A 22,184-nucleotide genomic window follows, 5' to 3' on the forward strand; every position below is an offset into this window, starting at 1 on the left:
CCGGGGCTCAGCGTCCCGGCCACCAGGACTCGCCGTTCAGGACGCTGACCTCGGTGACGGCCGCTGCAAGTCGATCCCGTACGCGCGCCGCGTCCCGCTGCGCGCCCGGACCGCCGCGTGGCCGACGATGGAGCAGGACAAGCTGCTGTTCGTCTGGAACGACCCGGAGGGGAACAAGCCGCCGGCGGACGTGACGATCCCGGTGATCGAGGGCGCCACCCGCGACGACTGGACCGACTGGCGCTGGACCGAGACGGTCGTCCACACCAACGCGCGCGAGGTCATGGACAACATCGTCGACATGGCGCACTTCTTCTACATCCACCAGTCGTTCCCGACGTACTTCAAGAACATCTTCGAGAACCAGACGGCCACGCAGATCATGAAGGGCGTGACCCGGGAGGACGCGCGCCGGGAGCGGGCGACGGCATCGGACGAGGCGTCGCCCGCCGCTTCGCCGCCGAGGGCGCCCGCGTCCTGGTGGCGGAGCTGAACGCGGAGACCGGCGCCGCGGTGGCGGCCGAGATCGGGGAGAACGCCCGGTTCGTCCAGACGGACGTGACCGACAAGGCGCAGGTCAACGCCATGATCGCGGAGGCTGTCGAGACCTGGGGTTCGGTGGACATCCTGGTCAACAACGCCTGGGGCGCCGGAACCGTCGGCCGCGTCGAGAACAAGACCGACGAACAGCTCGTCCGCGGTTTCGCGATGGGCTACTACGGCCCGCTGTGGGCGATGCAGGCCGCGTTCCCCCATATGAAGGGGCGCGGGTGGGGACGCGTCATCAACATGTGCTCGCTGAACGGGGTCAACGCCCACATGGGGACCCTTGAGTACAACTCGGCCAAGGAGGCCCTCCGGACGCTGACCCGCACGGCCGCCCGCGAATGGGCGCCGACCGGCGTCGTCGTGAACGCGATCTGCCCGGGCGCCAAGAGCGCGGCGTTCCGGCGGATGGCGGCCGAGCATCCGGAGATCGAGGCCGCCGCCGACCGCGCCAACCCGATGGGCCGCCTCGGCGACCCGGAGACCGACATCGCACCTGTGGCGGTGTTCCTCGCCTCCGAGGGCGCCCGCTACCTGACCGGAAACACCCTGTTCGCGGACGGCGGCTCGCACATCAACGGCGTCGCCTGGACCCCGGACCTGGACGGAGAACAATGATCGACGAGTACGGCCCGTGGGCCGTCATCGCGGGCGGCTCGGAGGGGGTCGGCGCCGCGTTCGCCCACCGGCTCGCCGACGCGGGCCTGAACCTGGTGCTGATCGCCCGCAAGCCCGGCCCGCTGGCGGAGACCGCGGCGGCCGTCCGGGCGAAGGGGGTGGAGGTCCGCACGCTGGAGCTGGACCTCGTCTCCCCCGACCCGCTGAAGAAGGTCCGCGAGGTCACCGACGGCCTGGACGTGGGCCTGCTGATCCTCAACGCGGGCGCGAACAGCTACGGCCACGAGTTCGTCACCGGCGACCTGGACCGCTTCCGGGGCGTCATCGACCTGAACATCACCGCGCAGCTGGCCTTCACGCACCACTTCGGCGCACTGATGAAGTCCCGCGGCCGGGGCGGCCTGCTGCTGGTGGGGTCGCTCGCCGGGTACATGGGGCAGGCGCAGATCAGCATCTACTCGGCGGTGAAGTCGTTCGGGCGGGTGTTCGCCGAGGGGCTGTGGCTGGAGATGCGCGAGTACGGGGTGGACGTCCTGGAACTCGTCCTCGGCGTGACGCGGACTCCGGCGATGGAACGCGCCGGCCTCGACATGGACATGCCGGGCCTGAACGTCGCCGAACCGGACGACATCGCCCGCGAGGGCCTGGAGCACCTCAAGGACGGCCCGGTCTGGGTCGCCGGCGGCAACTACGAGGCGGCCCAGAAGCGGGCGGGCTTCCCGCGCGACCGCAAGGTCCTGGGCGCCCACGAGGCCATGAGGCGAATGCTCCCGGACCCGTCCTGACCTCCCTGACATGCGCCTCATAGAGGCGCCTGAGCGGTCGGTCAAGGCTGCGCACGCTCGACACGGCCCAGGGGCCGGGAAACCTTCCCGCCCCTGGGCCGACCACGCTCACCCGGTCAGCCAACACGCCACCTCCGGACGGGGCGGGTCTCGATGAAGTCGATCTGCAGAGCACGCCTCGCGAACCGCCAGCCGCCGTCCGAACGCCGGTACGTGTCGGTGTAGCGCAGGTGCCAGACGAGGTCGGACGGCTTGCCCGGTTCCCGTTCGGTCAGGTGGTGCGCCACGCACGCGATGTGACCGGTCCCGTCCGCCTCGAATACCTGGCCCACGAGTTCGTGTGACGTCATCGGGATGTCGCACAAAGACGACAGCGACCCCACGATGTCGTCCCGTCCGTTGAAGGTCCGCACCGGGCCAAGCTCCTTCGGCGGGTCGGGCAGGACGAGGAGGGCGTCGTCGGTGAACAGGCTCCCGAGGCCGGAGAAATCGCGGCGGTCGGCGTACAGCGCGTACCGGGCGACCAGGTCGAGGAGTTCGACCCGGTCCCCCCCAAGGCAGCGTCATGATAGGCCGAGGCGCTCGGCGCAGGCCGACAGTTCGTCCTTCGCCTCGTTGAGGTCGACGGTCGGCTTGCCGCCCAGGACGAGGCGGCCCGCCCCCAAAGCACCCAGCTTCTCCGCCTTCTCCGGTGTGACGGCCGACAGCGAATGGCCGAGCGTCAGCTCCAGCGCGTCCGGGTCGCGGTCGTTCTTCTCCGCTTCCTCCCGCATCAGCGCGACCAGTGAACGCAGCTCGCCCCCCGCCACGCCCAGCGGCTGCAACCCGTCCCCGTACCGACCGGCACGGCGCGCGGCGGCCTTGGTGTGCCCGCCCACATGAATGGGCACGCCACCCTTCTGGACGGGCTTCGGGTAGCTCATCGCACCCTTGAACTGGAAGAACTCCCCGTCATGTGAAGCCCCCGAAGGCGCCGTGTCGGCCCACAGCTTCCGGAGCACCTCCAGTTGCTCGTTGCCGCGCCGCCCCCGCGAGTCGAAGCCGACGCCGCACGCCTCGATCTCCTCGCGCATCCAGCCCATCCCGACGACCAGCCGCAGTCGTCCACCCGACAGGGCGTCGATCGTGGCGAGCCGCTTGGCCAGCACCACCGGGTGGTGGTTGGGCAGGACGAGCACGCCGGTGGCGAGCCCGATCCGCGACGTCTGCCCCGCCAGAAACGCGAGCAGGTCAAGAGGGTCGGGGATGTCCAGGTCGTCCGCCAGCTCCATGCGCCCCGACGCGCTGTACGGGTACACGCTCGAATAGGAGCTTGCCACCACCGCGTGCTCGACCGCGCAGACCGACTCGAAACCGCAGACTTCGGCGTGCCGGACGTACGCGCCGATCCACGCCGGATCAGCGGTGACGCCCGCCGCCACGGGCAGCAGGACGGCGTAGTTCATTCGGAACCCTTCCCAGAGGAGGCAGCCCGGCCGCCGCGGCGGCCGAAGACGGCGCCGGCGGCTCCGAAGCCGACCACGAGGACGTCGCACTCGTGGTCGAACTCCACCTGGGCGGCGGCGACCGGTTCCACCGAAGGCTTCGCCATCGGCGTCAGCCCTTCTTCTGCGGGGCGAACGCGGCCAGCGGCTCGGACCCCGACCAGTCGTGGCCCCAGTAGCTGTCCTTGCTGATCTCTTCGGCGGTGTAGTGCGTCTCGTCCACGAGCATGCCCTCACAGCCGTACTCGATGTCCCAGCCGCCGGGCGCCCGGACGTAGAACGACACCATCCTGTCGTTGGTGTGCCGTCCGAGCGTCGAGGAGATCGAGAAGCCCCTCTCCTTGACCGCGTCCAGCGCGATGCCGACCGCGTCGAGGGTGTCGACCTCCACCATCAGGTGGACCAGGCCCGGGTCGCCGCCGTGCGGCGCGGGGCAGATCGCCAGGCTGTGATGCCGCTGGTTGACGCCCATGAACCGGATCCGGACCGGGCCGCCGACCTTCATCGCGCCGCGCGGCAGGAACCCGAGGACCTCGGCGTAGAACGCGGCGGCCTCCATGAGGTTCGGCGTGGGCAGGACGACGTGGCCCATGCCCATCGCGCCCGTGACGAACTTCTGCGCGAAGCCGGTGCGGACCGGGCTGTGGTCGAGCACCGGGCCCCAGAACACCTCCAGGGGCGTGCCGCCGGGGTCGGTGAAGGCGATGACCTCCTCGGCGTCGCGCGCCGCGGCCTCTTTGGGCTTCAGCGCCGTCACGTCCGTCCCGGACTTCTCCACGGCCTCGCGTACGGCGGCCAGCGCGTACTGGTCGCGCACCTCCCAGCCGACGGCCAGCACCCGGTCGGCGTCGCCGGGCAGCACCTGCAGGCGCGACCGGCGCTCGTCCATGCGCAGGTACAGGCCGTCGGGGTCCGGCCCGCTGCCTTCGGCGAACCCGAGCCCTTCGAGGGCGAACTCGCGCCAGCGGCCGATGTGCCGGGTCTGGACCTTGAGATAACCCAGCCCTCGGATCTGCGTCACTGTCCTGGATCCCTTCGATGTCGCGGCCCGCGCAGCGGCGGTCCATTGCTCAACCTGCCAAACCGCGTGGCCGGCCGCCTGGATCTTCTCGCTCAGTGAGAGTCGCGCGGCGGCTCTGGCCGGACGACCGGTGAGGATCGTGAGATGACAGCAACGAGACCGGTCGCGCTGGTGACCGGGGCGAGCCGGGGCATCGGCCGGCGGACGGCGCTCGCGCTGGCCGCCGCCGGGTACGACGTCGCGTTCACCGCGCGGACCGCCGCGGAGGGCGAGGGCCGGATACCGCCGCGGCACGGCGCGGCGGCGGCGATCCCCGTCCCCGGCAGCCTGGCGCGGACGAAAGCGGAGATCGAGGCGCTCGGCGTGCGGGCCCTGCCCGTCCGGATGGACCTGCTCGACCGGGCGAGCGTCCGGGCCGCCGCGCAGTCCGTGCTGGACGCGTGGGGCGGCATCGACGTCCTGGTCAACAACGCGGTCGCGCACATAGCGGGCACCCACGAACGCTTCCTCGACCTGGACGTGGAGGTCGCCCAAAAGCTGGCCACCGGCAATTTCCTGAACCAGATCGTCCTGCTGCAGGCCGTCCTGCCTGCGATGCTCGACCAGGGCGGTGGGACGATCGTGAACCTGTGCTCGGGTTCGGCGACCAGCGATCCGCCCGGACCCCCCGGTGAGGGCGGCTGGGGCGTGGCGTACTCGGCGTCCAAGGCGGCCTTCGGACGGCTCGCCGGTGCGATCAACGCCGAATACCTCAAGAACGGGATCCGAGCGTTCAACCTCGATCCCGGCTTCGTCATCACGGACGCGGGAGCGGCGCGCGGCGGCCTCGACTCCCTCAAGGACAAGGGCTTCGAGGCGACGCCCGAGGAGGCTCCAGCGGCGGCTGTCGTCTGGCTCGTCACGCACCCGGACGCTGAGAAGGTCCTCGGCCGCGTCGTCTGGACGCCCAAACTCGTCCAAGACCTCGGCCTCCTCTAACGACCGGCGTGCCGGGGTCGTGGAGTTGCTCACGGCCCCGGCACTTTCATCCCCGAAGGGTCAGATCATGGACCGCATCGGGCCGCAGAGACCGGCGGCACGCCGTCCGGCGCCCCGCGCCCGACCCGGCGGAGCTCCGGAAGGCGATGGCGGAGTCCGGCACCGGGGTCACCGTGCTCGCCGCCGTCGACGGCGGCGAGCCGGTCGGCTTCGCCTGCCAGTCGTTCTCGTCGGTGTCGCTGGAGCCGCCGCTGATCCTGTTCTGCGCGGACAAGCGCGGCCGGTCCTGGCCGCGGATCCGCACGGCCGGGCATTTCCGCGTGAACGTGCTCGGCGAGGAGCAGCGCGAGTTGTGCGAGCGCTTCGGCTCCAGCCGTGGCCGGAAGTTCGCGGGACTCGACTGGGCGGTCTCCCCGTGGGGCCTCGGGGACCGGTGGGGCTGGGGGTGACGGCCCGACCCCGTCCGGGCGCGGCGTCACATCCAGGTGCCGCGTCCGTCCACGGCGAGCAGCCGGTTCATCGTCTCCGGCGACCATGTCGACTCCTCGCCCGCACGGCGGACGCAGCGGCGGCCGCGCGGGCGCGCGGTGCCGGCCGCCGAGCCGGGGAACAGGATCTGCGCGGTATCGCGGGCGGCGGTGACCACCAGCGGCGCGAGGTTCTCCAGCGGCGTCCGGATGTCGCCGACCAGGGAGATGCCGGCGACCGGGCCCTCGTCGCCGCGGATCGCCGCCGCCACGCAGGAGATGCCGGCGAACGACTCGCCGCGCTCGAACGCCAGGCCCCGGCGCCGCCGGACGCGGTGCAGTTCCTGGTGCAGCGTGCCCAGCTCGCCGATGGTGCGGCTGGTGAACCGGCTGATGTTCTCGCCGAGCAGCGCGTCCACCTGCTCGGGCTCCAGCCACGCCAGCATCGCCTTGCCGAGCGCGGTGCAGTGCGCCGGCGCGCGCCCGCCGACCCGCGACGGCACGGAGGCGGCGAGCCGCCCGCCGAGCTTGTCCAGGTAGTAGACCTCGGCGCCGTCCAGGACGGCGAGGTGCGCGACGAGCCCGGTGGTGACCTGCAGCTCGTGCAGCTGCGGGGCCGCCGCCTCGCGGATCTTGCCGTGCCCGCCGTCCTGCCCGCCGAGGCCGAGCGCGCGCTGGCCCAGCCCGTAGCCGAACGAGTGGTGCGCGAGCCAGCGCTGCTTGACCAGCTGGTCCAGGATCCGGTGCGCGGTCGAGCGCGGCAGTTGCGTGCGGCGCGCGACGTCCTCCAGCGTCAGCCGGGCCGTCGGCCCGTTGAACGCGTCCAGGATCAGCGTCATCCGCTCGATCATCGACGGCGGCGACTCCCGCCGCGCCGTCGCCGCCCGCAGCGCGTCCACCGTCATGGCCTTCGGCGCCGCTGCTCCGCGCATCATCGCCTCGGTCATCGCACCTCCCAGAACCAGACTGAAATGAATTCTTGTTATTTGGAATGTAGCAACCGCTTGGTGTCCTGTGAAGAGGGTCGTATCCCTAGGTCAGCGGAGCCTAAGCCGCTGGAACCGGTGCTCAGGTCCCTGCGGCTCACGTGATAGAACGTTTTCCTGCTGATGAGGGGAGCAACGATGCGCATCGGGATCGTCACGCCGGTGGCGGCACAGCCGCCGCCCGGCAACGCCGCCTGGGAGCGGGACGCGGGGATTGAGGAGATCGCGGCGATCGCCGAGACCGCCGACCGGCTCGGCTACCACCACGTCACCTGCAGCGAGCACGTCGCCGTGCCCGCTGAGGCCGCCGAGCAGCGCGGCGGCGTCTACTGGGACCCGCTCGCCACGTTCGGCTACATCGCCGCCCGGACGTCCCGCGTCCGGCTCGCCACGCAGGTCCTCGTGCTCGGCTACCACCACCCCCTAGCGATCGCCAAGCGGTACGGGACGCTCGACCTGGTCAGCGGTGGCCGGCTGGTGCTCGGGCTCGGCGTCGGCAGCCTGGAGGAGGAGTTCGAGCTGCTCGGCGCCCCCTTCGCCGGCCGCGGCGCCCGCGCCGACGACGCCCTGGCCGCTCTCCAGGCCTCGCTGGGGCGGCGCCTCCCCGAGTACCACGGCCCGCACTACGACTTCTCGGGCCTGGTGGTGGAGCCGCACGCCGTCCAGGAGCACGTCCCGCTGTGGATCGGCGGCCGGTCGCGACGGTCCCTGCGCCGCGCCCTGACCGCCGACGGCTGGGTGCCATTCGGCCTCCCGCTGAAGACCCTGGCCGAGATGCTGCGCGAAGCCGACGTCCCGCCCGGCTTCGACGTGGTCCTGGCCCCGTCCCGTCCGCTGGACCCGCTGGCCGACCCCGAGGCCGCGAGCACGGCCCTCACCGGGCTCCGCGACGCGGGCGCCACGATCGCCGGCGTGAAGTTCGCGTCCGCGTCCGCGGCGCACTACCTTGAGCAACTGGCGGCCCTGCGGGATCTGGCCGGCGGCTACGGCCTGACCTTCGAGGAGAAGCTGTGACCGTGGAATCCCGCCTCGCCGCCCTGGAAGATCGCCTCCGCGCCCTGGAGGACGAGCGGGAGATCACCCGCCTGATCCTGTCCTACGGCCCCCTCGTCGACAGCGGCTGCGCCGGCGACGTCGCCGCCTTGTGGGAGCCCGGCGGCGTCTACGACGTGGACGAGATCCTGATGACCGGGCGGCCCGAGATCGAGGGGATGGTCCGCTCGTCCAACCACCAGCGCTGGATCGCCGGCGGCTGCGCCCACTTCGTCGGCCCGCCGCACGTCACCCTCGACGGCGACGAGGCCACCGCCGTCGGCTGCACCCTCATGATCGTCAACCGGGACGGCTTCATCCTGCGCCGCGCCACCGCCAACCACTGGCACCTGCGCCGTACGGAGCACGGCTGGCGCGCCGTCAACCGCACCAACCGGGTCCTGGACGGCCGCGCGGAATCCCCCGACCTCCTCGCCTCCCACTTTCCGGAGGCCGTCCGCCACCGCTGACCGAGAGGGCCTATCTCGGGCTTTTGATCCATTCCGGCCGCGGGGTACGGCCGAGCAGCACCGCCCGTCGGGCATGACGTGCTTGTAGATGGAGTAGTGGTAGCTCTGCATGGTGGTCGGCTCGACCTCGTGGTTGGGCAGCCAGGTCTCCTCGACGTACTTCTTGAAGGTCTGCCGTCCTCGCTTGAGGTTGAGGTTGAGGTTGAGGTCCCTGCCCTTGCCGACCTCGGCCTCGGCGCGCTGCCAGGCCTTGTCGGCCTCCTTCTGGGACGAGAAGGTCCCGGCCGATGTGATCTTGCCTTTGAGGTCTTCGTAGCAGGCGGTGTAGCGCGGCGACCCGCGCGCCTGGCGATCTCGGACTGAGCTGGTGCCGGTACACCTACCCGGTGACCGCCGGGGAGGAGTGCGCGCCCAGATCGCCAATCGCCTCGATGGCACCCCGCCGTCACTCGTGATCGAGACGAATGAGTGACACAACTCGCGCGGAGACCAGGACTCCCCGATCCTCGCCTTCCTGGTGATGAGCCGGAACGCCCTCCGCACGTTCGCGGCGTCCAGCTGCCTTCCGGTCGTCGAGCACAAGTCCAGCCCCAGCCGCGACCGTTCTGGCCGCCTCCCTCCACGAGATCAACACTGATCAGTGCGGTAGTGAACAGATCAGCAGAAATGTTTAGATTCCGTAGGCGCCTTCAATTCCCGGCGCAATGAGGCGCATGTACATCTCGGCCATTTCCTCGGCCGTGTACGGCACGTCGTTGTCCAGCCACCACACCAGCAGGCCGAGCAGCGAGGTCAGCAGGAACTCCGTCGTGACCTCCACCGGCACCGCACCGTCCCGGTGGGGCAGGAACTGCGGTATCTGCCGCGCCATGACCTGCTTGGTCCGGCTGCGCAGCCCGGCCCGCATCACCTCCGCGCCCCGCTCGCCGGCCAGAGCCTTGTACACCTCACGCTGGCGGCCCGCGTGCTGGAACGCGGCCAGCACCGGATTGGGCTGGGCACGGCTGGCCATATGGCGCTCCATGTGCTCATCGAACGCCGCAGCCAAGTCCTCCAGGTTGCTGAGCAGCAGATCATCCTTGTCGGTGTAGTGCGCGTAGAAGGTCGAGCGGCCGACATCCGCACGGTCGATGATGTGCTGCACGGTGATCCGGTCGTAGCCCCTCTCCAGGATCAATTCCACCAGCGCACGGCGAAGAGATTCCCGAGTCCGCCGCACCCTGCGGTCCATCCCTGCCGCCGGCATCAACGCCCTCGAAGTTTCGGAACACTATATTCAGCACCATACGCCGTGTTCACGAACAACCTGCCCGCTCCAGTAGGCGACGAGCACGGCGAAGGGCTCGGGCATCCTCATTCCGCCGCACGGTGACGGCCGGGGACCGGCCGCGGATGCCCCTGTCGGCAAGCCTGGTCCAACCCAGTACGCGCCGCCAGGCCGGGGGCATCCGGGCACGATCATCGCGCTGGCGTGTTGGACGGCCGGGCCGTCGGCTGGACCGTTTCGGCACGGTGACGGAGGTGACCGAGGGGCATCTGCCTTGTTCTTGCCGACCATTCGCCTTGCGATTCTTGGTTCCCGCCACCGGTCACCCGGGTGGGATGTCATGAGCAGATGCCCCCTGAGGCTTGAGCAGGCCTATGGGCGGGGGCGCGGCCAGGCGGCGGAGCGGAGGAGGCGCAGGCCGTTGTCCTCTATGCGGAAGTTCCGGCGGAGCGCCGGGGTTGCGGAGTTTCCGGGAAGATTACCGCCGAGGACAGCGCTGCAGCGTCGTGAACGACCAGGCCTGCACCGACACAGCTACCGTCCGCCGACGGGTCCGGCCATACTCTCCGGACCGTGCGGAGCGGCCCAGCAGAGTGACTCAGCGCACGAGCAAACGTGCACATGACTACACTGAGCCACGTGATCGCTGCGGTCGGTCAACAAACTGAGCGAGGTCATGCTACGGGGCATGGCCTTTCGCTGTTGCTGATCGCCGTGTCGTCGCTGTACTTCGTCCTGTGTCTGCCCAGCGTCCACGATGACGGGTCGGCGCATTCGGGAACGCACCTCGCACCGTCGTCCTCGAGCCCGGTTCCTCACTTCCATGCGCCAGCCGGGCATTCCCAGGGTGATGCGGATGTCGACCATCTCCCCCATGCACCGCATGGCGACTGCGACGGGTCCGCGTTGTCGCCCGAACCGTTCCGTCTGGCGTTGATGCTCTTCGGGGTCCTCTTCGTGGTGGGGTCATTGGGAGCGTCCCGCAAAGTCGAATCGCTCCTGGCCTCGAACGCGCGACGCCGACGATGCGGCTGCCATCGGCCCCTGAGCGGAGTCCGGCTCCTGAACGTGCTCTGCGTGGCCCGGCTGTGATCAGCTCGGTCATGCGTCGGCATTGACCTTCCGGGCTCACGGGTCCCGCGACGGTTCCACCCCTCTCGGCACGTCCGCCGGGAAGGCGTCGAGCATGACCGTTTCTCGCCGCTACCTGTACGAGCCGCGTCTCGGGAGAGAAACGTTGGACACCACCGATCTGCGCGATCATGAAACGCTGGACATCCTCACCGTCTCGGGTCGCCTCGTCGGCGCCGACACATACCACTCGCCCGCCCGACTTGTCGGGAACACGCCCGTCTTGTGGGTTCCCGACCTGCTCGGACAGACGCAGAACGGGTTCTGGGCCAAGATCGAGGGCGCCAATCCCGGCGGAATCAAGGACCGTCCGGCGCTCCATATGATCGCCCGTGCTCGCGAGCGCGGGGAGCTGGCACAGGGCGGCGCGATCATCGAGTCCACCAGCGGTACCCTCGGGCTCGGTCTCATGCTCGCGGCCATCTCCTACGGCCACCCGGCGACGCTGGTGACGGATCCGGGTCTGGAACCGTTGATGATCAATCTGCTGCGCGCTCATGGCGCCCGGGTGGACGTGGTGCCGGCCCCTCATCCGGTCGGCGGCTGGCAGGAGGCGCGGCGACAGCGGGTTCGGGAGTTGCGCGAACGCGAGCCCGGCGCGTTCTGCCCCGATCAGTACCACAACCCGGACAACGTGGCCGCTTATGAGCGATTGGCGCTGGAACTGGCGGGACAGGCCGGTCGCATCGACGTGCTGGTCTGCAGCGTCGGGACGGGAGGCCACAGTGCGGGGGTCTCCCGCGTCCTGCGGCGAATGTACCCGGACATGCGCCTGGTCGGAGTCGACACCGTCGGTTCCACCATCTTCGGGCAGCCCGCCGCGCCACGGCTCATGCGGGGGCTGGGCAGCAGCATCTACCCCCGCAACGTGGATTACGACGCCTTCGACGAGGTCCATTGGGTCGCGCCCGGCGAGGCGGTCTGGGCCTGCCGGATGCTGGCCCGCGCAAGGTACGCCACCGGCGGGTGGAGCGTGGGGGCCGTCGCGCTGGTCGCGTCCTGGCTCGCCCGGACGGGTCCGGGAGATCACCGCATCGCGGCCGTCTTCCCCGACGGGCCGCAGCGCTACTTCGGGACGGTCTTCGACGACGCGTACTGCTCGCGGCACGGGCTGCTGGGCGTCGTCCCGGCCGAGAAGCCCGATGAACTCGCCCATCCGGCCGAACGCGAGGTCACCAGCTGGACCCGCTGCGCGAACGTGACGGTTCCCGCCGGCGCCCGGGCGGGGGCGGGACTGTGAGGGCCACGGTCACCCAGTTCCGGTCGTTCGACCGGCCGGTGAGGCTGCTGATGGTCAACCAGCTCACCATCAACCTGGGCTTCTACATGCTGATGCCCTACCTGGCCGATCACCTGTCCACCGGGCTCGGGATGGCGGCCTGGCTGGTAGGTCTGACGCTGGGCGTGCGCAACCTCAGCCAGCAGGGCATGTTCCTGGTCGGCGGAAGCCTGGCCGACCGGCTCGGCTACAAGCCGATGATCCTGGTGGGGCTCGCGCTCCGCACGGTCGGGTTCGCGCTGCTGGGCGTCGCCGAGGCGCTGCCCGTCCTCATCCTGGCCTCGGCGCTCACCGGACTCGCCGGGGCGCTGTTCAACCCCGCGGTGCGCGCGTACCTGGCGCATGAGGCCGGTGACCGGAAAGTCGAGGCTTTCGCGGCGTTCAACGTCTTCTACCAGCTGGGGATCCTGGTCGGTCCGCTCATCGGGCTGCTGCTGGGCGGCATCGCGTTCCGGGTCACCTGCCTGGTGGCGGCCGGTCTGTTCGCGGTACTGTCCGTCGCCCAGGCAAAGGCCTTGCCCGCCCGGCGCGGCAGCCGCGCGGGCGCCGGCGGCTCGGTGGTCAAGGACTGGCGGACGGCGCTGTCCAACCGCGCCTTCGTCCTGTTCTCCCTGGCGATGGCCGGGTCCTACGTCTTGAACTTCCAGGTCTACCTCGGGCTGCCCATCGAGGTTCGCCGCGTGACCGGCGGGGAGTTCGGCGTCACACTCGTGTTCGTCGTGTCCGGAGCCCTCGCCGTGAGCGGACAGGTCCGTGTCACCTCATGGGTCAAGGCACACTGGACACCTGCCCAGGCCCTCGCCCGCGGGCTGACATTGATGGGACTCTCGTTCGTCCCTATGGGCCTGGCGGCCGCCACCTCCGACGCGCAGGCGGGCGTCACCGGGTTCCTCGACTACACGGCGGCGATCACACCCATCCTGGCCGGCACCGGTCTGCTCACCCTGGCCACCATGGTGACCTACCCGTTCGAAATGGCCACCATCGCGACCCTGGGCGGCGACGAGATGGTCGGCACCTACTACGGCCTCTACAACACCGTGGCCGGAGCGGGCATCGCGATCGGCAACATGCTCACGGGCGCCGCGCTCGATGCCGGACGCGACGCCGGGATGCCCGGCCTGCCGTGGTGGACGCTCACGCTCGTGGGCCTGGCCTGCGCGCTGGCGATCCGGGCTCTCGCGCGCACCGGGCACCTGACTCCGGTGCCCGATCGCCCACGTGATTCCGTCCGCGTGTGACGACCCGGGCAGGTGCGGCCGGTCGGTTTGCGTGTCGGGATCACGACGAGGAGATGTTCGGTTCTCGGGGTCGGGAGTGGGCCTGTTCCGGTCGGTGATCGCGGCGGGTGCGGTGTGCACAGCGCGGCAGCAGATCGCCCAGGCTCCAGAGCACCGTCGCCGCCAGGAGGACGGGCAGGGTGTGGGCGGCGGCGTAGCCGGCGAGGCCGGCGGCCAGCAGCAGGTGCCCGGTGGCCGCCCAGATCACCCGCAATGACCCGGGCCTGGACTACAAGCCCCGCCCGACCCTGGTGCCGCTCGCCCCCGAGCAGGCAGCCGACTTGCCCATCGACACCGACAAGGCCTCACCGGCCCGGATCTACGACTACCTATTGGACGGCAAGAAAAATTACGCCGTCGACCCGGTGTGCGCGACCGGGTGAGGACCGTGGCTGCAGCTCGCGGAGAACAATGTCAGTGCGGGGTCACCTGCGGGGTGATGCCGGTGACGGCGCCGCCGTCGACGAGGAACTCGCTGCCGGTGGAGTAGGTCGCACCGGTGATGATGAAGTGCACCATCCGGGCGACTTCGTCGGGTTCGCCGAAGCGGGGGATCGGCTGGGCGGCGGTGACGGCGTCGTCCATGCCGGCGGTCATGGGGGTGTGGATGGGGCCAGGGTGCACCGAACAGACCCGGATGCGGTCGGCGGCCAGTTCCAGGGCGGCAGTCTTGGTCAGCCCGCGCAGCGCCCATTTGCTGGCGGTGTAGGCACCAAGGCCGGCGTATCCCATCAAGCCGGCGGTGGAGGAGATGTTGACGATGCAGCCACCGCCCGCGCGGCGCAGGGACGGCAGCGTGGTGCGCATGCCCAGCCAGGCCCCGAACAGATTGATTTCGATCACGCGGCGGAACGAGGAGGCCGGCTGCTCGGCGATGGGACCGAATTCCACGATTCCGGCGTTGTTGACCAGGACCGCCACCGGGCCGAACAGCCGTTCGGTCTCGCTGACGGCAGCGTGCCAGTGCGCCGGGTCGGTGACGTCGGCGTGTACGTAGGCGGCGTGCTCGCCCAGCTGTTCGGCCAGGGCCGCACCGTCGCGGTCGAGCACGTCGATGATCATTACGCGGGCGCCGTCGGCCTGCAGCGCGGTGGCGATCGCGGCTCCGATGCCGCGTGCCGCGCCGGTCATAATCGCCGCTTTGCCGTCCAGGTCCATTGTCGCCCCCGGGCTGGTTGCCCTTTGCCGGTGTTGCTGTCGGATCACTCATGCCCGCGTGTGCGGGCGTTATGACCCGTCATGGCCCGGTGGTGGGGGTGCGCAGGGTGAGGATGGCCAGGTCGTCGTGGCCGTCACTGGGCTGGTGGTCGGCCAGGGCGCGGCACAACTCCTCCAGATATTTGCTACTCCGTCCACGGCGCGCGCATGCCGGCTATCGACATCCAGCGCGGACGGCTCCGCTGATGCACTGCCGTTTACTGGCGAGAACGTCCATAATTCGAGCAGTATCTCGTTTCGACATACGGCAGGCTGATGATGCCCCTCTCTGGCTCCGCGTCGGCAGCCCCGCATCGCGCCCGGTCACCGGGCCGCGCGATCGAGTTGCACATCCGTGCGGTCGAGGAGCCGCACCTGCTCCGCGTCCACGGCGACGCCTATGCCCGTTGCGTCGCCGCGCATTCGTGTGCGGCGAGGTTCGCGGCGCCGTGCCTGGACGCGGGGACGCGGCGGGTTCGTCACCGCCTTGTTCGACCAGTTCGCCGCCACCTGGGCGCCGGAACGCTGCCGAGGCGGGCGTCGGCTGGGCTGTGGGGCCGTCCTGTGTCACGGCCGCTGATCGCAGCGGGCGGGTCGGTTGCAGAGGGCGGTTTCGGAGAGAGCGTGTGGCTGTTCAGGTGATGTCGCGGCGGATCGAGGTCAGTGTTCCGGCCACGGCGAAGGCGACGCCGTAACCCGCCAGGACCAGTCCGCCTTGCCATGGGGTCAGGAATTGCTGGTTGGTCAGGGAGATCTGGGTCAGCGAGGCTGAGGCCGAACCGGGCAGGTACATCGTCCAGTCGGTGAGGGCGGGGACGCCCGTGAGGATCGGCTCGGCGACGAACCGGTAGATCAGCAGTGCGACGACGGCGGCGACCTGGTTGCGGACGAGCGCGCCGACGCCGACGCCGATGAGGGCGAAGATGGTGATGTCGGTGATGACGCCGAGCATGGTGGCGGGCAGTCCGTTGCCGGTGAGGGTCAGGCTGATGTTCTTGGCCGCCAGCCACGGGATCGCGATGGCGGTGACGACGCTCAGGCAGGCCAGCGCGTAGCCGATCCCGGTGATGCCGCAGGTGATGAGTTTGGCGGCGACGATGCGGCTGCGGTGCGGGGTGGCCAGGAAGGTCGCGGTGGCGGTCCTGTGCCGGAACTCGCCGGTGATGGAGATGGCGCCCAGAACGGCGACCAGGGTGTTGGCGCCGCCGGCGGCGACCGCGAACAGTGTCTGCTGACCGGCCGCGGTCGAGAGCGGCGGGGTCCAGGTGTCGCCGTCGTCGGAGAAGCCTATGAGCAAGGTGGCGTACAGGCCGGTCAGCGCCATGGAGGCCAGCAGCAGCCATAGCCAGAGCCGGGTGGTGACCAGTTTGTGGAACTCGCCCATGAGGAGGTGGGTCATCGTCAGGTCTGCTCCTGGCTTGTGGCGGTCAGCGCGAGGAAGATCCGTTCCAGGTCGCCGCCGGTGCTGGTGAGCTCGTGCAGTTCGATGCCGCGGCGGTGGGCCAGGCGGCCGACCTCCTCGGGCGGTATCCCGATCACGGTCAGTTCCCCGGGGCCGGTGTGCTCGACCCGTGCCGCGGCCGGTCCGGAGCCGTTCAGTTCCGTTTCCAGGGCGGTGGCCAGTGCGGCGGCCCTGGGGCTGCGGACCGTGGTGGTGGCGAGTGGCCGGCCGAGGTCCGCCAGGGGCCCTTGGCGGACGAGGCGTCCCCTGTCGAGGATGATCACGTGGTCGACGAGTTGCTGGGCCTCGGCCAGCAGGTGGCTGGAGACCAGGACGGTCCGGCCGTCGGCGGCCAACTGTTTTAGGAAGCGCCGCAGCCAGGCGATGCCTTCGGGGTCCAGGCCGTTGGCGGGTTCGTCCAGGATCAGGATTCGCGGGTCGCCGAGGAGCGCGGTGGCCAGGGCGAGACGCTGCCGCATTCCCAGGGAGTAGCCACCGGCCGCCCGGCGGGCCGCCTCGGCCAGTCCGACCTGCTGCAGCACCTCGTCGGCGCGGGCGTGGGGGTAGCGGTTGACGGTGCAGTACACGCGCAGGTGGTCGCGGCCGCTGCGGGCGGGATGGAACCCGGTGGCCTCCAGTGCGGCCCCCACCTCATCACCGGGCCGGGGATGGTCGGTGTACCGCCGGCCGCTGATGCTCACCCGCCCGGAGTCGGGGGTGACCAGGCCGAGCAGCATGCGCAGGGTCGAGGTCTTGCCCGCGCCGTTGGGGCCACAGGAACCCGGTGATCGAGCCTGTCTCCACTGTGAAGCTGACATCGTCGACCGCCGTGACGGCACCGAAGCGCTTGGTCAGGTTGCGGGCCTCGATCGCGGACCCGGTGCCCGGCGTCTGCGTTGCGCTCATCGCGTGCTCGCGGGCGGCGGGTCGGCGGGCCGCTGGGCGGTGCCGAGGATCTGCGGGACGGCCGGGGCGGGAATACCGGTGTCGGCGGTGGTGAGCCGGTCCAGTCGGGTGACGGTGAATCCGGCGCGTTCGATGGCGCCGGCGGTGTCGCGTCCGGTGTGGCAGCCGCCGTTCAGCAGCGGCCAGACGGTGGCGTCGGCCAGGCGCTGGACGCGGCGGCGGGCGGGGGTGTCGGCTCTGACGTGTTCGAGGAACCGCAACTGCCCGCCGGGGCGCAGCACCCGGTGGATCTCGGCGAGCGCGACGGCGGGGTCGGGCACCGTGCACAGCACCAGCGAGACGACGGCCGCGTCGCAGGAGGCGTCGGCGGCCGGGAGCCGGTCGGCGGCCCCGTCGATCACCTCGGCGTGGACGGGCGCCCGCGCCGCGGCGGCTTCGGCCAGCCGCCGCAGGTGTGGTTCGGGTTCGACGGCCAGGACCGTCGCCGCCCTCGCCGACGAGAAGGGGGACCCGGCCCTGGCGGCCCGCGCCCTGTGGCTGGCCGCCGCCGGGGGCGCGCCCGGCGACGCCGTGAGCATCGCCGAGAAGTACGCGGCCACCGCGGACGAGCACGGCGACAGGGCCGCCGCACGCGTCTACCGCAGGAGCGCCGCGGCCTTTCCGGTGGACGGCCCGCCCGATTCGCCTGGCGCGCAGTACGCGGAGCTCGCCCGGCACGCCGCCGCCACCGGTGACCACGAGACCGCCATGCGCCTGCTCGCCCAGGCCGCCGAGGCCGGGGAGCACGCCAAGGTACTCGCGATCGTCCAGGAGGCGTCCCTGCTCTGCACCGCGGACGCCGACGTGCCCAACGCCCACGCCTACTACGCGCTCGGGCTGGAACTCGCGGGCGAGCCGGACCGGATCCGGCTCCACGACCTGCCCGCCGCACGGCCGGAGCTGACCGCGCTGTACGCCGCACTGACCGGCGGGGACGGCGCCGCCATCGTCGTCCTCGCGGAGCTGCGGAACACCGGCCACTTCGAGGCGGCGTGCCAGACGGTCATCGCGGTCGCGATGGCCCGCGCCGAGGCCGATCCGGACAGCGCCCGCGGGCTGCTGAGGCCGGTCGCCGAGATGGCGCCGCCGGAGCAGGCCGTCCGGGCGTGGAACGAACTCGGCTCGCTGGCGGACGACGCTGACGAGGCCGTCCACGCCTACGAGCGGGCCGCCGCCATCGAGCACCCGGCCGCGCACACCGCGCTCCGCCACCTGATCCGGACGCTGTACGAGCAGGACCGGCCAGCGGACACCGCACTCTTCGCCGACCGCGCCACCGCGACCGGCGATCCGCTGACCGTGGCGCACGGCCACCGGCTGCTGGGCCTGCTCCGCGAGAAGCAGGACGACCTGGACGGCGCCATGCGCGAGTTCCGGCTGGGCATCGCCGCGGCCCAGGTGATCAACGAGTCCGAGTTCCCCGGCGAACTGCGCCTCGATCTCGCCCGGCTCCTCCAGCGGCAGGGGAACACGGAGACCGCCATGGCGGAGGTCGAGCACGTCCTCGCCGCGGCCGGCACGGAGCGGTTGCGGGCCAAGGCCGTCACCTACCGGGGGAACATCGCGGTGCTCAGCGGTGACCTCGCCACTGCGTGCGAGGCGTTCGCCCAAGTCGCCCTGATGAACGGGGACGACGACGTGGCCGAGTGGGCCGACGGCGCCGCGAACAACCTGCTCGGCATCGCCAACAGCGCCTACGGCGACGGCCGGCACGATCTGGCCGTCCAAGCGCTTACGCTCGCCGCGCGGACGGGCAAGCGCGACCTCGCGATCGGCGTCGTGGAAGCGCGGACGACCGAACTGGCGGAGGCGGGCGACACCGCGGCGGCGCTGCGCTACCTCGACGCCGGCTTGGGATTCCCGCTCGAACCGAAGGAGGAGATCCGGCTCGCGGACCTGTGCGGCACCGTGGGCGAGCCGGACCGGGCACGGGAGATCTTCGAGCGGCTGGCCGGCCACCCGGACGAGACCGTCCAGCTCATCGCCGGCAGCCGCCTGGTCGACCCCTCGGACGGCGACGCCACACCGGATCCGGCCGCGCGATGGCTGCGCGCGGACGACCTGGTGGACGCGGGCGAGTACGCGGAGGCGCGGGAGATCCTGACGCCGCTCATCGAGGGCGACTCGCACGTCGTCCAGCACGCCCGCCTCTCCCTCGGCCGGACGTACCACGAGGAGGACCCGGCCCGCGCCCGCGAGCTCTACCTGGCCGCGATCGAGACCCCCGGCGGGCGGAGCGACCAGGTCGTCGAGATGGCCAAGATGTACCTCGGCTCGCTGGCCAAGCAGGCGCGCGACTGGCCGGAGGCGCTCCGCTGGTACCAGGCCGTGATCGACTCCGGTTCCGCCGGGAACGGGCCGATGGCGGCCGCGCACCTGGGCGAGCTGGCGTACTGGCAGGGTGACCGCGACTCGGCCGTCCGGTTCTACGAGCTGTGCCTGGCCATGGGAACCGACAACGCGGAGCTGATCGGCGAGTCCGCCTACCGGGCCGGCGAGATCCGCCACGCCCAGGGCGACCTCCCGGCGGCCGCCGCCCACCTGTCCCGCGCCCTGGACGCAGGCCACGAAGGCTTCGCCGACCAGGCGCGCATACTGCTCACCAGGCTGAACGACTGAGCCGCGGCCCCTTCCAGCCGGGCGCGTCCCTGCTCGGTTTCGTTGATCCACCGCGCGACCTGGACCGCCTCGGCACCCGCGTTCGCCCGTGACCTCTGTGGCTGCCGGGCCGGCGGTGAGGGTTGCGAGCGGGGTCGCCGGCTCTGGCCGGTGCGCCGGCCGGATGCACCGTCCGGCGGGTGTGGAAGCATGCGGGCTGTGACGCCCGATGCCACCCATGAGGAAGCCGCCCGGTTCGCCGCCCGTCTCCTGGTCACCGCCGCCGCTCCGCTCGACCCCGCCTCGGCGGACGGCCCACGGGTACTGCACTGGCCGGGGCGCAGGCTGCTGGTGCAGCGCGGGGACACCGAACTGGCCGTCCGCGATCTTGAGGGGGCGGGGGCGGAGGTCCGCTTTCCGGCGCCGTGGCCTCGCCGGTACGGCTCAGTGGCGGTCTCCCCCGCCGGTGATGTCGCCGTGTTCGCCGGCGTGCACGCCTTGCGGGCCGTGGATTCGACCGGCGCCGTGCTGTGGGAGATCCGCCACGGTTGCTGGTCCGCCGCCGTGTGCACGACGGCCCATGCCTCGTTCTCCGAGTACGCCGACGATTACCACCACGGCCACGCCGACAGCGGCTCGGCGGCCTTCTCCTCCGACGGCAAGGTCCTGTGGGCTCACGTCCGCAGCCACACGGGGCACGACATCGAGGAGGAGTGGCTGATCCTCGACGCCGCCGACGGCTCGCTGCTGGCCCGGGTCGCGACGATGACCGTGGGATCGGGCTCCTTCCACTTTCCTCACCCCGATCCGGCGTACATGGGGCTGTCCGTCGCGGAGGGCGAGGAGAGTTCGCCCGTGCTGTGGGGACGCTGGGATGGTACGCAGCTCACCGTCCAGCGATTCGTCGAGGAGGTCTTTCTCGCGGTGAGTCCGTCCGGGGAGCACTTCCTGACGACGGATACGGGGCAGTGGGCCCTCTATCTCCACCGGGGGGAAGATGGCATGGAACTGCGGCGGCTGAACGCCGATGATGCCGTCCCCCCTCCTTCGGGAGACGACCGTGTTCGCTGGGACTTCGAAGCGGCGTTCCCGTACGACGACATCGCCGTGGTCGGCACCGAGTACTACGCGGAGGTCCCCCGCCACTGGCTCGTCGACCCGCGCACAATGGCCCTGCGAGGATCGGTCGTCTACCCCTTCCCTGTCTCGGGGTCTCCCCTGTCGGCAGGAAAAGACGCCTGGTGCACGGTCTCCAAGGATCAGACCGCCCTCCATTTGTGGGGTTTCCCGCACCGGGAATGAGCCGACAGCCCGGCCCCGGCGCTCAAAGCTGCTCGTCCCCCGAACGGTGGTTCGCGCCGGGACGGCTCTCCTCAGCGCCGCCGCCAATCGAATGGCACGAAGAACACGAACTCCAGGCCGTCGAGGTAGCGGGCGATCTGCTCGGGGCTGCGGGGGTGGAGGAGACCGCGCCGCTGCCTGCGTTGTGGGCCCGGATGGCCTCCACATATGCGGAGTCGGTGTCGGTGCCGTCATAGACAGCCGGCACGTGGACGCCACCGCGGACAGGGCCACCGGTCGTCGCGGCCGCTGAGGCGCCACCGTGTCGGCCGGCCGTCGTCGCCGGGCCATCCGACGGTCATGGTGCGTTGGTTCGGACGCGCAGAGAATTGCCCATGAAGAAATTCCTTCGGGCGGCGCACGTCGCGGCGGCCGCCGCCGCCATCGGGTTGGTCCTCCCCGGCACTGCCGATGCGCAAGCCCAGCGCGACCGTCCGGTGACATTCGCCCTGATCGGTGACACGCCCTACGGCGACACCCAGCGAGCCGCCTTCCCGGCACTGGTCTCGGCCGTGAACGACGACAGGAAGATCCGACTCGTCCTGCACGCGGGCGACGTCAAGAACGGCTCGTCGACGTGCGACAACGCCCGGTTCGCGGATCTGGCCGAGTTGTTCGGCACCTTCCGCGCCCCGTTCGTGCTGACGCCCGGCGACAACGAGTGGACCGACTGCCACCGCACCGCCGCCGGCGGCTACCTGCCGACCGAACGCCTCGACAAGGTCCGCAAGGTCTTCTACCCCGTGCCCGGAAAGACCTTGGGCCGCCAGCGGATGCACGTGTTCAGCCAGGCCACCGACCCCCGGCACCGCGCCTACCGCGAGAACGTGATGTTCAGCCGAGGCCAGGTGGTGTTCTCCACCGTGCACGTCGTCGGCAGCGAGAACGACCTGGAACCGTGGTCGCAACTGCCCGGCGGCGACCGGCCCGCGCCGCGGCTGGCCGAGTTCGAGGACCGCAAGGCCGCCGCGCTGGACTGGATCGACGCGGCCTTCGCCAGGGCGGACCGCACCCATGCCTCGGGGGTGCTGCTGATGATGCAGGCCGAGCCGACGGCGACGCCCGGATTCGCCGAGATCAGGGAGCGCATCGTCCAGCACTCCAGGGCCTACGGAAAGCCGGTACTGCTCGTCCACGGCGACGAACACCGATACGAGGTGGAGTCGGCGTACGCCGGGGTTCCCAACCTGACGCGCCTGGAGACCTTCGGGGCCACCGCCTCCCAGTGGCTCCGCGTCACGGCCGACCGCAACGACCCGAAGGTGTTCACCTGGGAGCCCCAGACGGTCCCCGCCGACTGACAGTGACGATGGAGACG

General features: G+C 71.0%; 24 protein-coding genes and 1 pseudogene. 13 read left to right on the forward strand and 12 right to left on the reverse strand.

The window, feature by feature from the left end; genetic code table 11:
* Nucleotides 1-127 precede the first annotated feature (127 nt).
* The 3 genes from ACGFIS_RS11250 to ACGFIS_RS11260 are packed head-to-tail and all read left to right on the forward strand — an operon-like array spanning nucleotide 128 to nucleotide 1,949.
* Nucleotides 128-493, forward strand: a complete 366-nt coding sequence (locus tag ACGFIS_RS11250; RefSeq protein ID WP_392913063.1) for a hypothetical protein — start codon at nucleotides 128-130, stop codon at nucleotides 491-493.
* On the forward strand, nucleotides 430-1,164 hold the full coding sequence (locus tag ACGFIS_RS11255; protein WP_392913064.1) for an SDR family NAD(P)-dependent oxidoreductase: 735 nt from the start codon (nucleotides 430-432) through the stop codon (nucleotides 1,162-1,164). The genes ACGFIS_RS11250 and ACGFIS_RS11255 overlap by 64 nt, the downstream gene beginning before the upstream one ends.
* Complete coding sequence (locus ACGFIS_RS11260; RefSeq protein WP_392913016.1) at nucleotides 1,161-1,949, forward strand: SDR family NAD(P)-dependent oxidoreductase; 789 nt, start codon at nucleotides 1,161-1,163, stop codon at nucleotides 1,947-1,949. The genes ACGFIS_RS11255 and ACGFIS_RS11260 overlap by 4 nt, the downstream gene beginning before the upstream one ends.
* Before the next feature lie 116 nt (nucleotides 1,950-2,065).
* Here ACGFIS_RS11260 and ACGFIS_RS11265 read toward each other — a convergent pair.
* The 4 genes and pseudogenes from ACGFIS_RS11265 to ACGFIS_RS11280 form a co-directional block, all read right to left on the reverse strand.
* Nucleotides 2,066-2,485: pseudogene (locus ACGFIS_RS11265) on the reverse strand (nuclear transport factor 2 family protein); the annotation flags it as partial.
* A 27-nt stretch (nucleotides 2,486-2,512) separates the two neighbouring features.
* Nucleotides 2,513-3,394 (reverse strand): TIGR03619 family F420-dependent LLM class oxidoreductase, encoded by an 882-nt coding sequence (locus ACGFIS_RS11270; RefSeq protein ID WP_392913018.1) that lies wholly within the window; start codon nucleotides 3,392-3,394, stop codon nucleotides 2,513-2,515.
* Nucleotides 3,391-3,540 (reverse strand): hypothetical protein, encoded by a 150-nt coding sequence (locus ACGFIS_RS11275; RefSeq protein WP_392913019.1) that lies wholly within the window; start codon nucleotides 3,538-3,540, stop codon nucleotides 3,391-3,393. The genes ACGFIS_RS11270 and ACGFIS_RS11275 overlap by 4 nt, the downstream gene beginning before the upstream one ends.
* Nucleotides 3,541-3,545: 5 nt before the next feature.
* On the reverse strand, nucleotides 3,546-4,454 hold the full coding sequence (locus ACGFIS_RS11280; protein ID WP_392913020.1) for a VOC family protein: 909 nt from the start codon (nucleotides 4,452-4,454) through the stop codon (nucleotides 3,546-3,548).
* A gap of 144 nt (nucleotides 4,455-4,598) precedes the next feature.
* Between ACGFIS_RS11280 and ACGFIS_RS11285 the strand changes: the two genes are divergently transcribed.
* Both ACGFIS_RS11285 and ACGFIS_RS11290 read left to right on the forward strand, forming a co-directional pair.
* Nucleotides 4,599-5,432 carry an SDR family NAD(P)-dependent oxidoreductase gene (locus tag ACGFIS_RS11285; RefSeq protein WP_392913021.1) on the forward strand — a complete coding sequence of 278 codons (834 nt, stop codon included), beginning with the start codon at nucleotides 4,599-4,601 and terminating at the stop codon, nucleotides 5,430-5,432.
* A gap of 146 nt (nucleotides 5,433-5,578) precedes the next feature.
* Nucleotides 5,579-5,881, forward strand: a complete 303-nt coding sequence (locus ACGFIS_RS11290; protein ID WP_392913022.1) for a flavin reductase family protein — start codon at nucleotides 5,579-5,581, stop codon at nucleotides 5,879-5,881.
* Between the two features lie 26 nt (nucleotides 5,882-5,907).
* Here ACGFIS_RS11290 and ACGFIS_RS11295 read toward each other — a convergent pair whose 3' ends face one another.
* Nucleotides 5,908-6,846, reverse strand: a complete 939-nt coding sequence (locus ACGFIS_RS11295; protein ID WP_392913023.1) for an IclR family transcriptional regulator — start codon at nucleotides 6,844-6,846, stop codon at nucleotides 5,908-5,910.
* A 177-nt stretch (nucleotides 6,847-7,023) separates the two neighbouring features.
* Here ACGFIS_RS11295 and ACGFIS_RS11300 point away from each other — a divergent pair, with 177 nt between their 5' ends.
* Both ACGFIS_RS11300 and ACGFIS_RS11305 read left to right on the forward strand, forming a co-directional pair.
* On the forward strand, nucleotides 7,024-7,899 hold the full coding sequence (locus ACGFIS_RS11300; RefSeq protein WP_392913024.1) for a TIGR03619 family F420-dependent LLM class oxidoreductase: 876 nt from the start codon (nucleotides 7,024-7,026) through the stop codon (nucleotides 7,897-7,899).
* On the forward strand, nucleotides 7,896-8,387 hold the full coding sequence (locus ACGFIS_RS11305; protein WP_392913025.1) for a nuclear transport factor 2 family protein: 492 nt from the start codon (nucleotides 7,896-7,898) through the stop codon (nucleotides 8,385-8,387). The genes ACGFIS_RS11300 and ACGFIS_RS11305 overlap by 4 nt, the downstream gene beginning before the upstream one ends.
* Before the next feature lie 670 nt (nucleotides 8,388-9,057).
* Here ACGFIS_RS11305 and ACGFIS_RS11310 read toward each other — a convergent pair.
* The gene (locus tag ACGFIS_RS11310) at nucleotides 9,058-9,570 is read right to left on the reverse strand and encodes a TetR/AcrR family transcriptional regulator (RefSeq protein ID WP_392913026.1); all 513 of its coding nucleotides are present in this window, start codon (nucleotides 9,568-9,570) and stop codon (nucleotides 9,058-9,060) included.
* A gap of 1,270 nt (nucleotides 9,571-10,840) precedes the next feature.
* Here ACGFIS_RS11310 and ACGFIS_RS11315 point away from each other — a divergent pair.
* Together ACGFIS_RS11315 and ACGFIS_RS11320 are read left to right on the forward strand one after the other, a co-directional pair.
* Complete coding sequence (locus tag ACGFIS_RS11315) at nucleotides 10,841-12,025, forward strand: PLP-dependent cysteine synthase family protein (RefSeq protein ID WP_392913028.1); 1,185 nt, start codon at nucleotides 10,841-10,843, stop codon at nucleotides 12,023-12,025.
* Entirely contained in the window at nucleotides 12,022-13,305 is a 1,284-nt protein-coding gene (locus ACGFIS_RS11320; protein ID WP_392913029.1) for an MFS transporter, read from the forward strand. Before ACGFIS_RS11315 ends, ACGFIS_RS11320 begins: the two co-directional genes overlap by 4 nt.
* Before the next feature lie 40 nt (nucleotides 13,306-13,345).
* Here the strand turns inward: ACGFIS_RS11320 and ACGFIS_RS11325 are convergent, their stop codons facing one another.
* Complete coding sequence (locus ACGFIS_RS11325; protein WP_392913030.1) at nucleotides 13,346-13,552, reverse strand: hypothetical protein; 207 nt, start codon at nucleotides 13,550-13,552, stop codon at nucleotides 13,346-13,348.
* Between ACGFIS_RS11325 and ACGFIS_RS11330 the strand changes: the two genes are divergently transcribed.
* The gene (locus ACGFIS_RS11330) at nucleotides 13,536-13,727 is read left to right on the forward strand and encodes an SAM-dependent methyltransferase (protein WP_392970398.1); all 192 of its coding nucleotides are present in this window, start codon (nucleotides 13,536-13,538) and stop codon (nucleotides 13,725-13,727) included. The genes ACGFIS_RS11325 and ACGFIS_RS11330 overlap by 17 nt on opposite strands.
* Nucleotides 13,728-13,758: 31 nt before the next feature.
* Here the strand turns inward: ACGFIS_RS11330 and ACGFIS_RS11335 are convergent, their stop codons facing one another.
* From ACGFIS_RS11335 to ACGFIS_RS11355, 5 genes are all read right to left on the reverse strand, one after another.
* Nucleotides 13,759-14,502, reverse strand: a complete 744-nt coding sequence (locus tag ACGFIS_RS11335) for an SDR family oxidoreductase (protein WP_392970401.1) — start codon at nucleotides 14,500-14,502, stop codon at nucleotides 13,759-13,761.
* A gap of 363 nt (nucleotides 14,503-14,865) precedes the next feature.
* Entirely contained in the window at nucleotides 14,866-15,051 is a 186-nt protein-coding gene (locus ACGFIS_RS11340; RefSeq protein ID WP_392913033.1) for a hypothetical protein, read from the reverse strand.
* A 124-nt stretch (nucleotides 15,052-15,175) separates the two neighbouring features.
* The gene (locus ACGFIS_RS11345) at nucleotides 15,176-15,940 is read right to left on the reverse strand and encodes a hypothetical protein (protein ID WP_392970404.1); all 765 of its coding nucleotides are present in this window, start codon (nucleotides 15,938-15,940) and stop codon (nucleotides 15,176-15,178) included.
* Between the two features lie 2 nt (nucleotides 15,941-15,942).
* Nucleotides 15,943-16,719: an ATP-binding cassette domain-containing protein gene (locus ACGFIS_RS11350; protein ID WP_392913035.1), complete on the reverse strand. Its 777-nt coding sequence runs from the start codon at nucleotides 16,717-16,719 to the stop codon at nucleotides 15,943-15,945.
* 165 nt (nucleotides 16,720-16,884) lie between these two features.
* On the reverse strand, nucleotides 16,885-17,487 hold the full coding sequence (locus tag ACGFIS_RS11355; RefSeq protein ID WP_392970407.1) for a class I SAM-dependent methyltransferase: 603 nt from the start codon (nucleotides 17,485-17,487) through the stop codon (nucleotides 16,885-16,887).
* Here ACGFIS_RS11355 and ACGFIS_RS11360 point away from each other — a divergent pair.
* From ACGFIS_RS11360 to ACGFIS_RS11370, 3 genes are all read left to right on the forward strand, one after another.
* On the forward strand, nucleotides 17,459-19,546 hold the full coding sequence (locus ACGFIS_RS11360; RefSeq protein WP_392970410.1) for a tetratricopeptide repeat protein: 2,088 nt from the start codon (nucleotides 17,459-17,461) through the stop codon (nucleotides 19,544-19,546). The two genes, ACGFIS_RS11355 and ACGFIS_RS11360, sit on opposite strands and share 29 nt — an antisense overlap.
* 189 nt (nucleotides 19,547-19,735) lie before the next feature.
* Nucleotides 19,736-20,827 carry a hypothetical protein gene (locus tag ACGFIS_RS11365; protein WP_392913038.1) on the forward strand — a complete coding sequence of 364 codons (1,092 nt, stop codon included), beginning with the start codon at nucleotides 19,736-19,738 and terminating at the stop codon, nucleotides 20,825-20,827.
* Between the two features lie 374 nt (nucleotides 20,828-21,201).
* On the forward strand, nucleotides 21,202-22,167 hold the full coding sequence (locus ACGFIS_RS11370) for a metallophosphoesterase (RefSeq protein ID WP_392913039.1): 966 nt from the start codon (nucleotides 21,202-21,204) through the stop codon (nucleotides 22,165-22,167).
* The last annotated feature ends 17 nt before the right edge of the window (nucleotides 22,168-22,184 follow it).

Origin of the sequence: Spirillospora sp. NPDC048824 (genome assembly GCF_043198455.1) — a bacterium.
GTDB lineage: Bacteria > Actinomycetota > Actinomycetes > Streptosporangiales > Streptosporangiaceae > Spirillospora.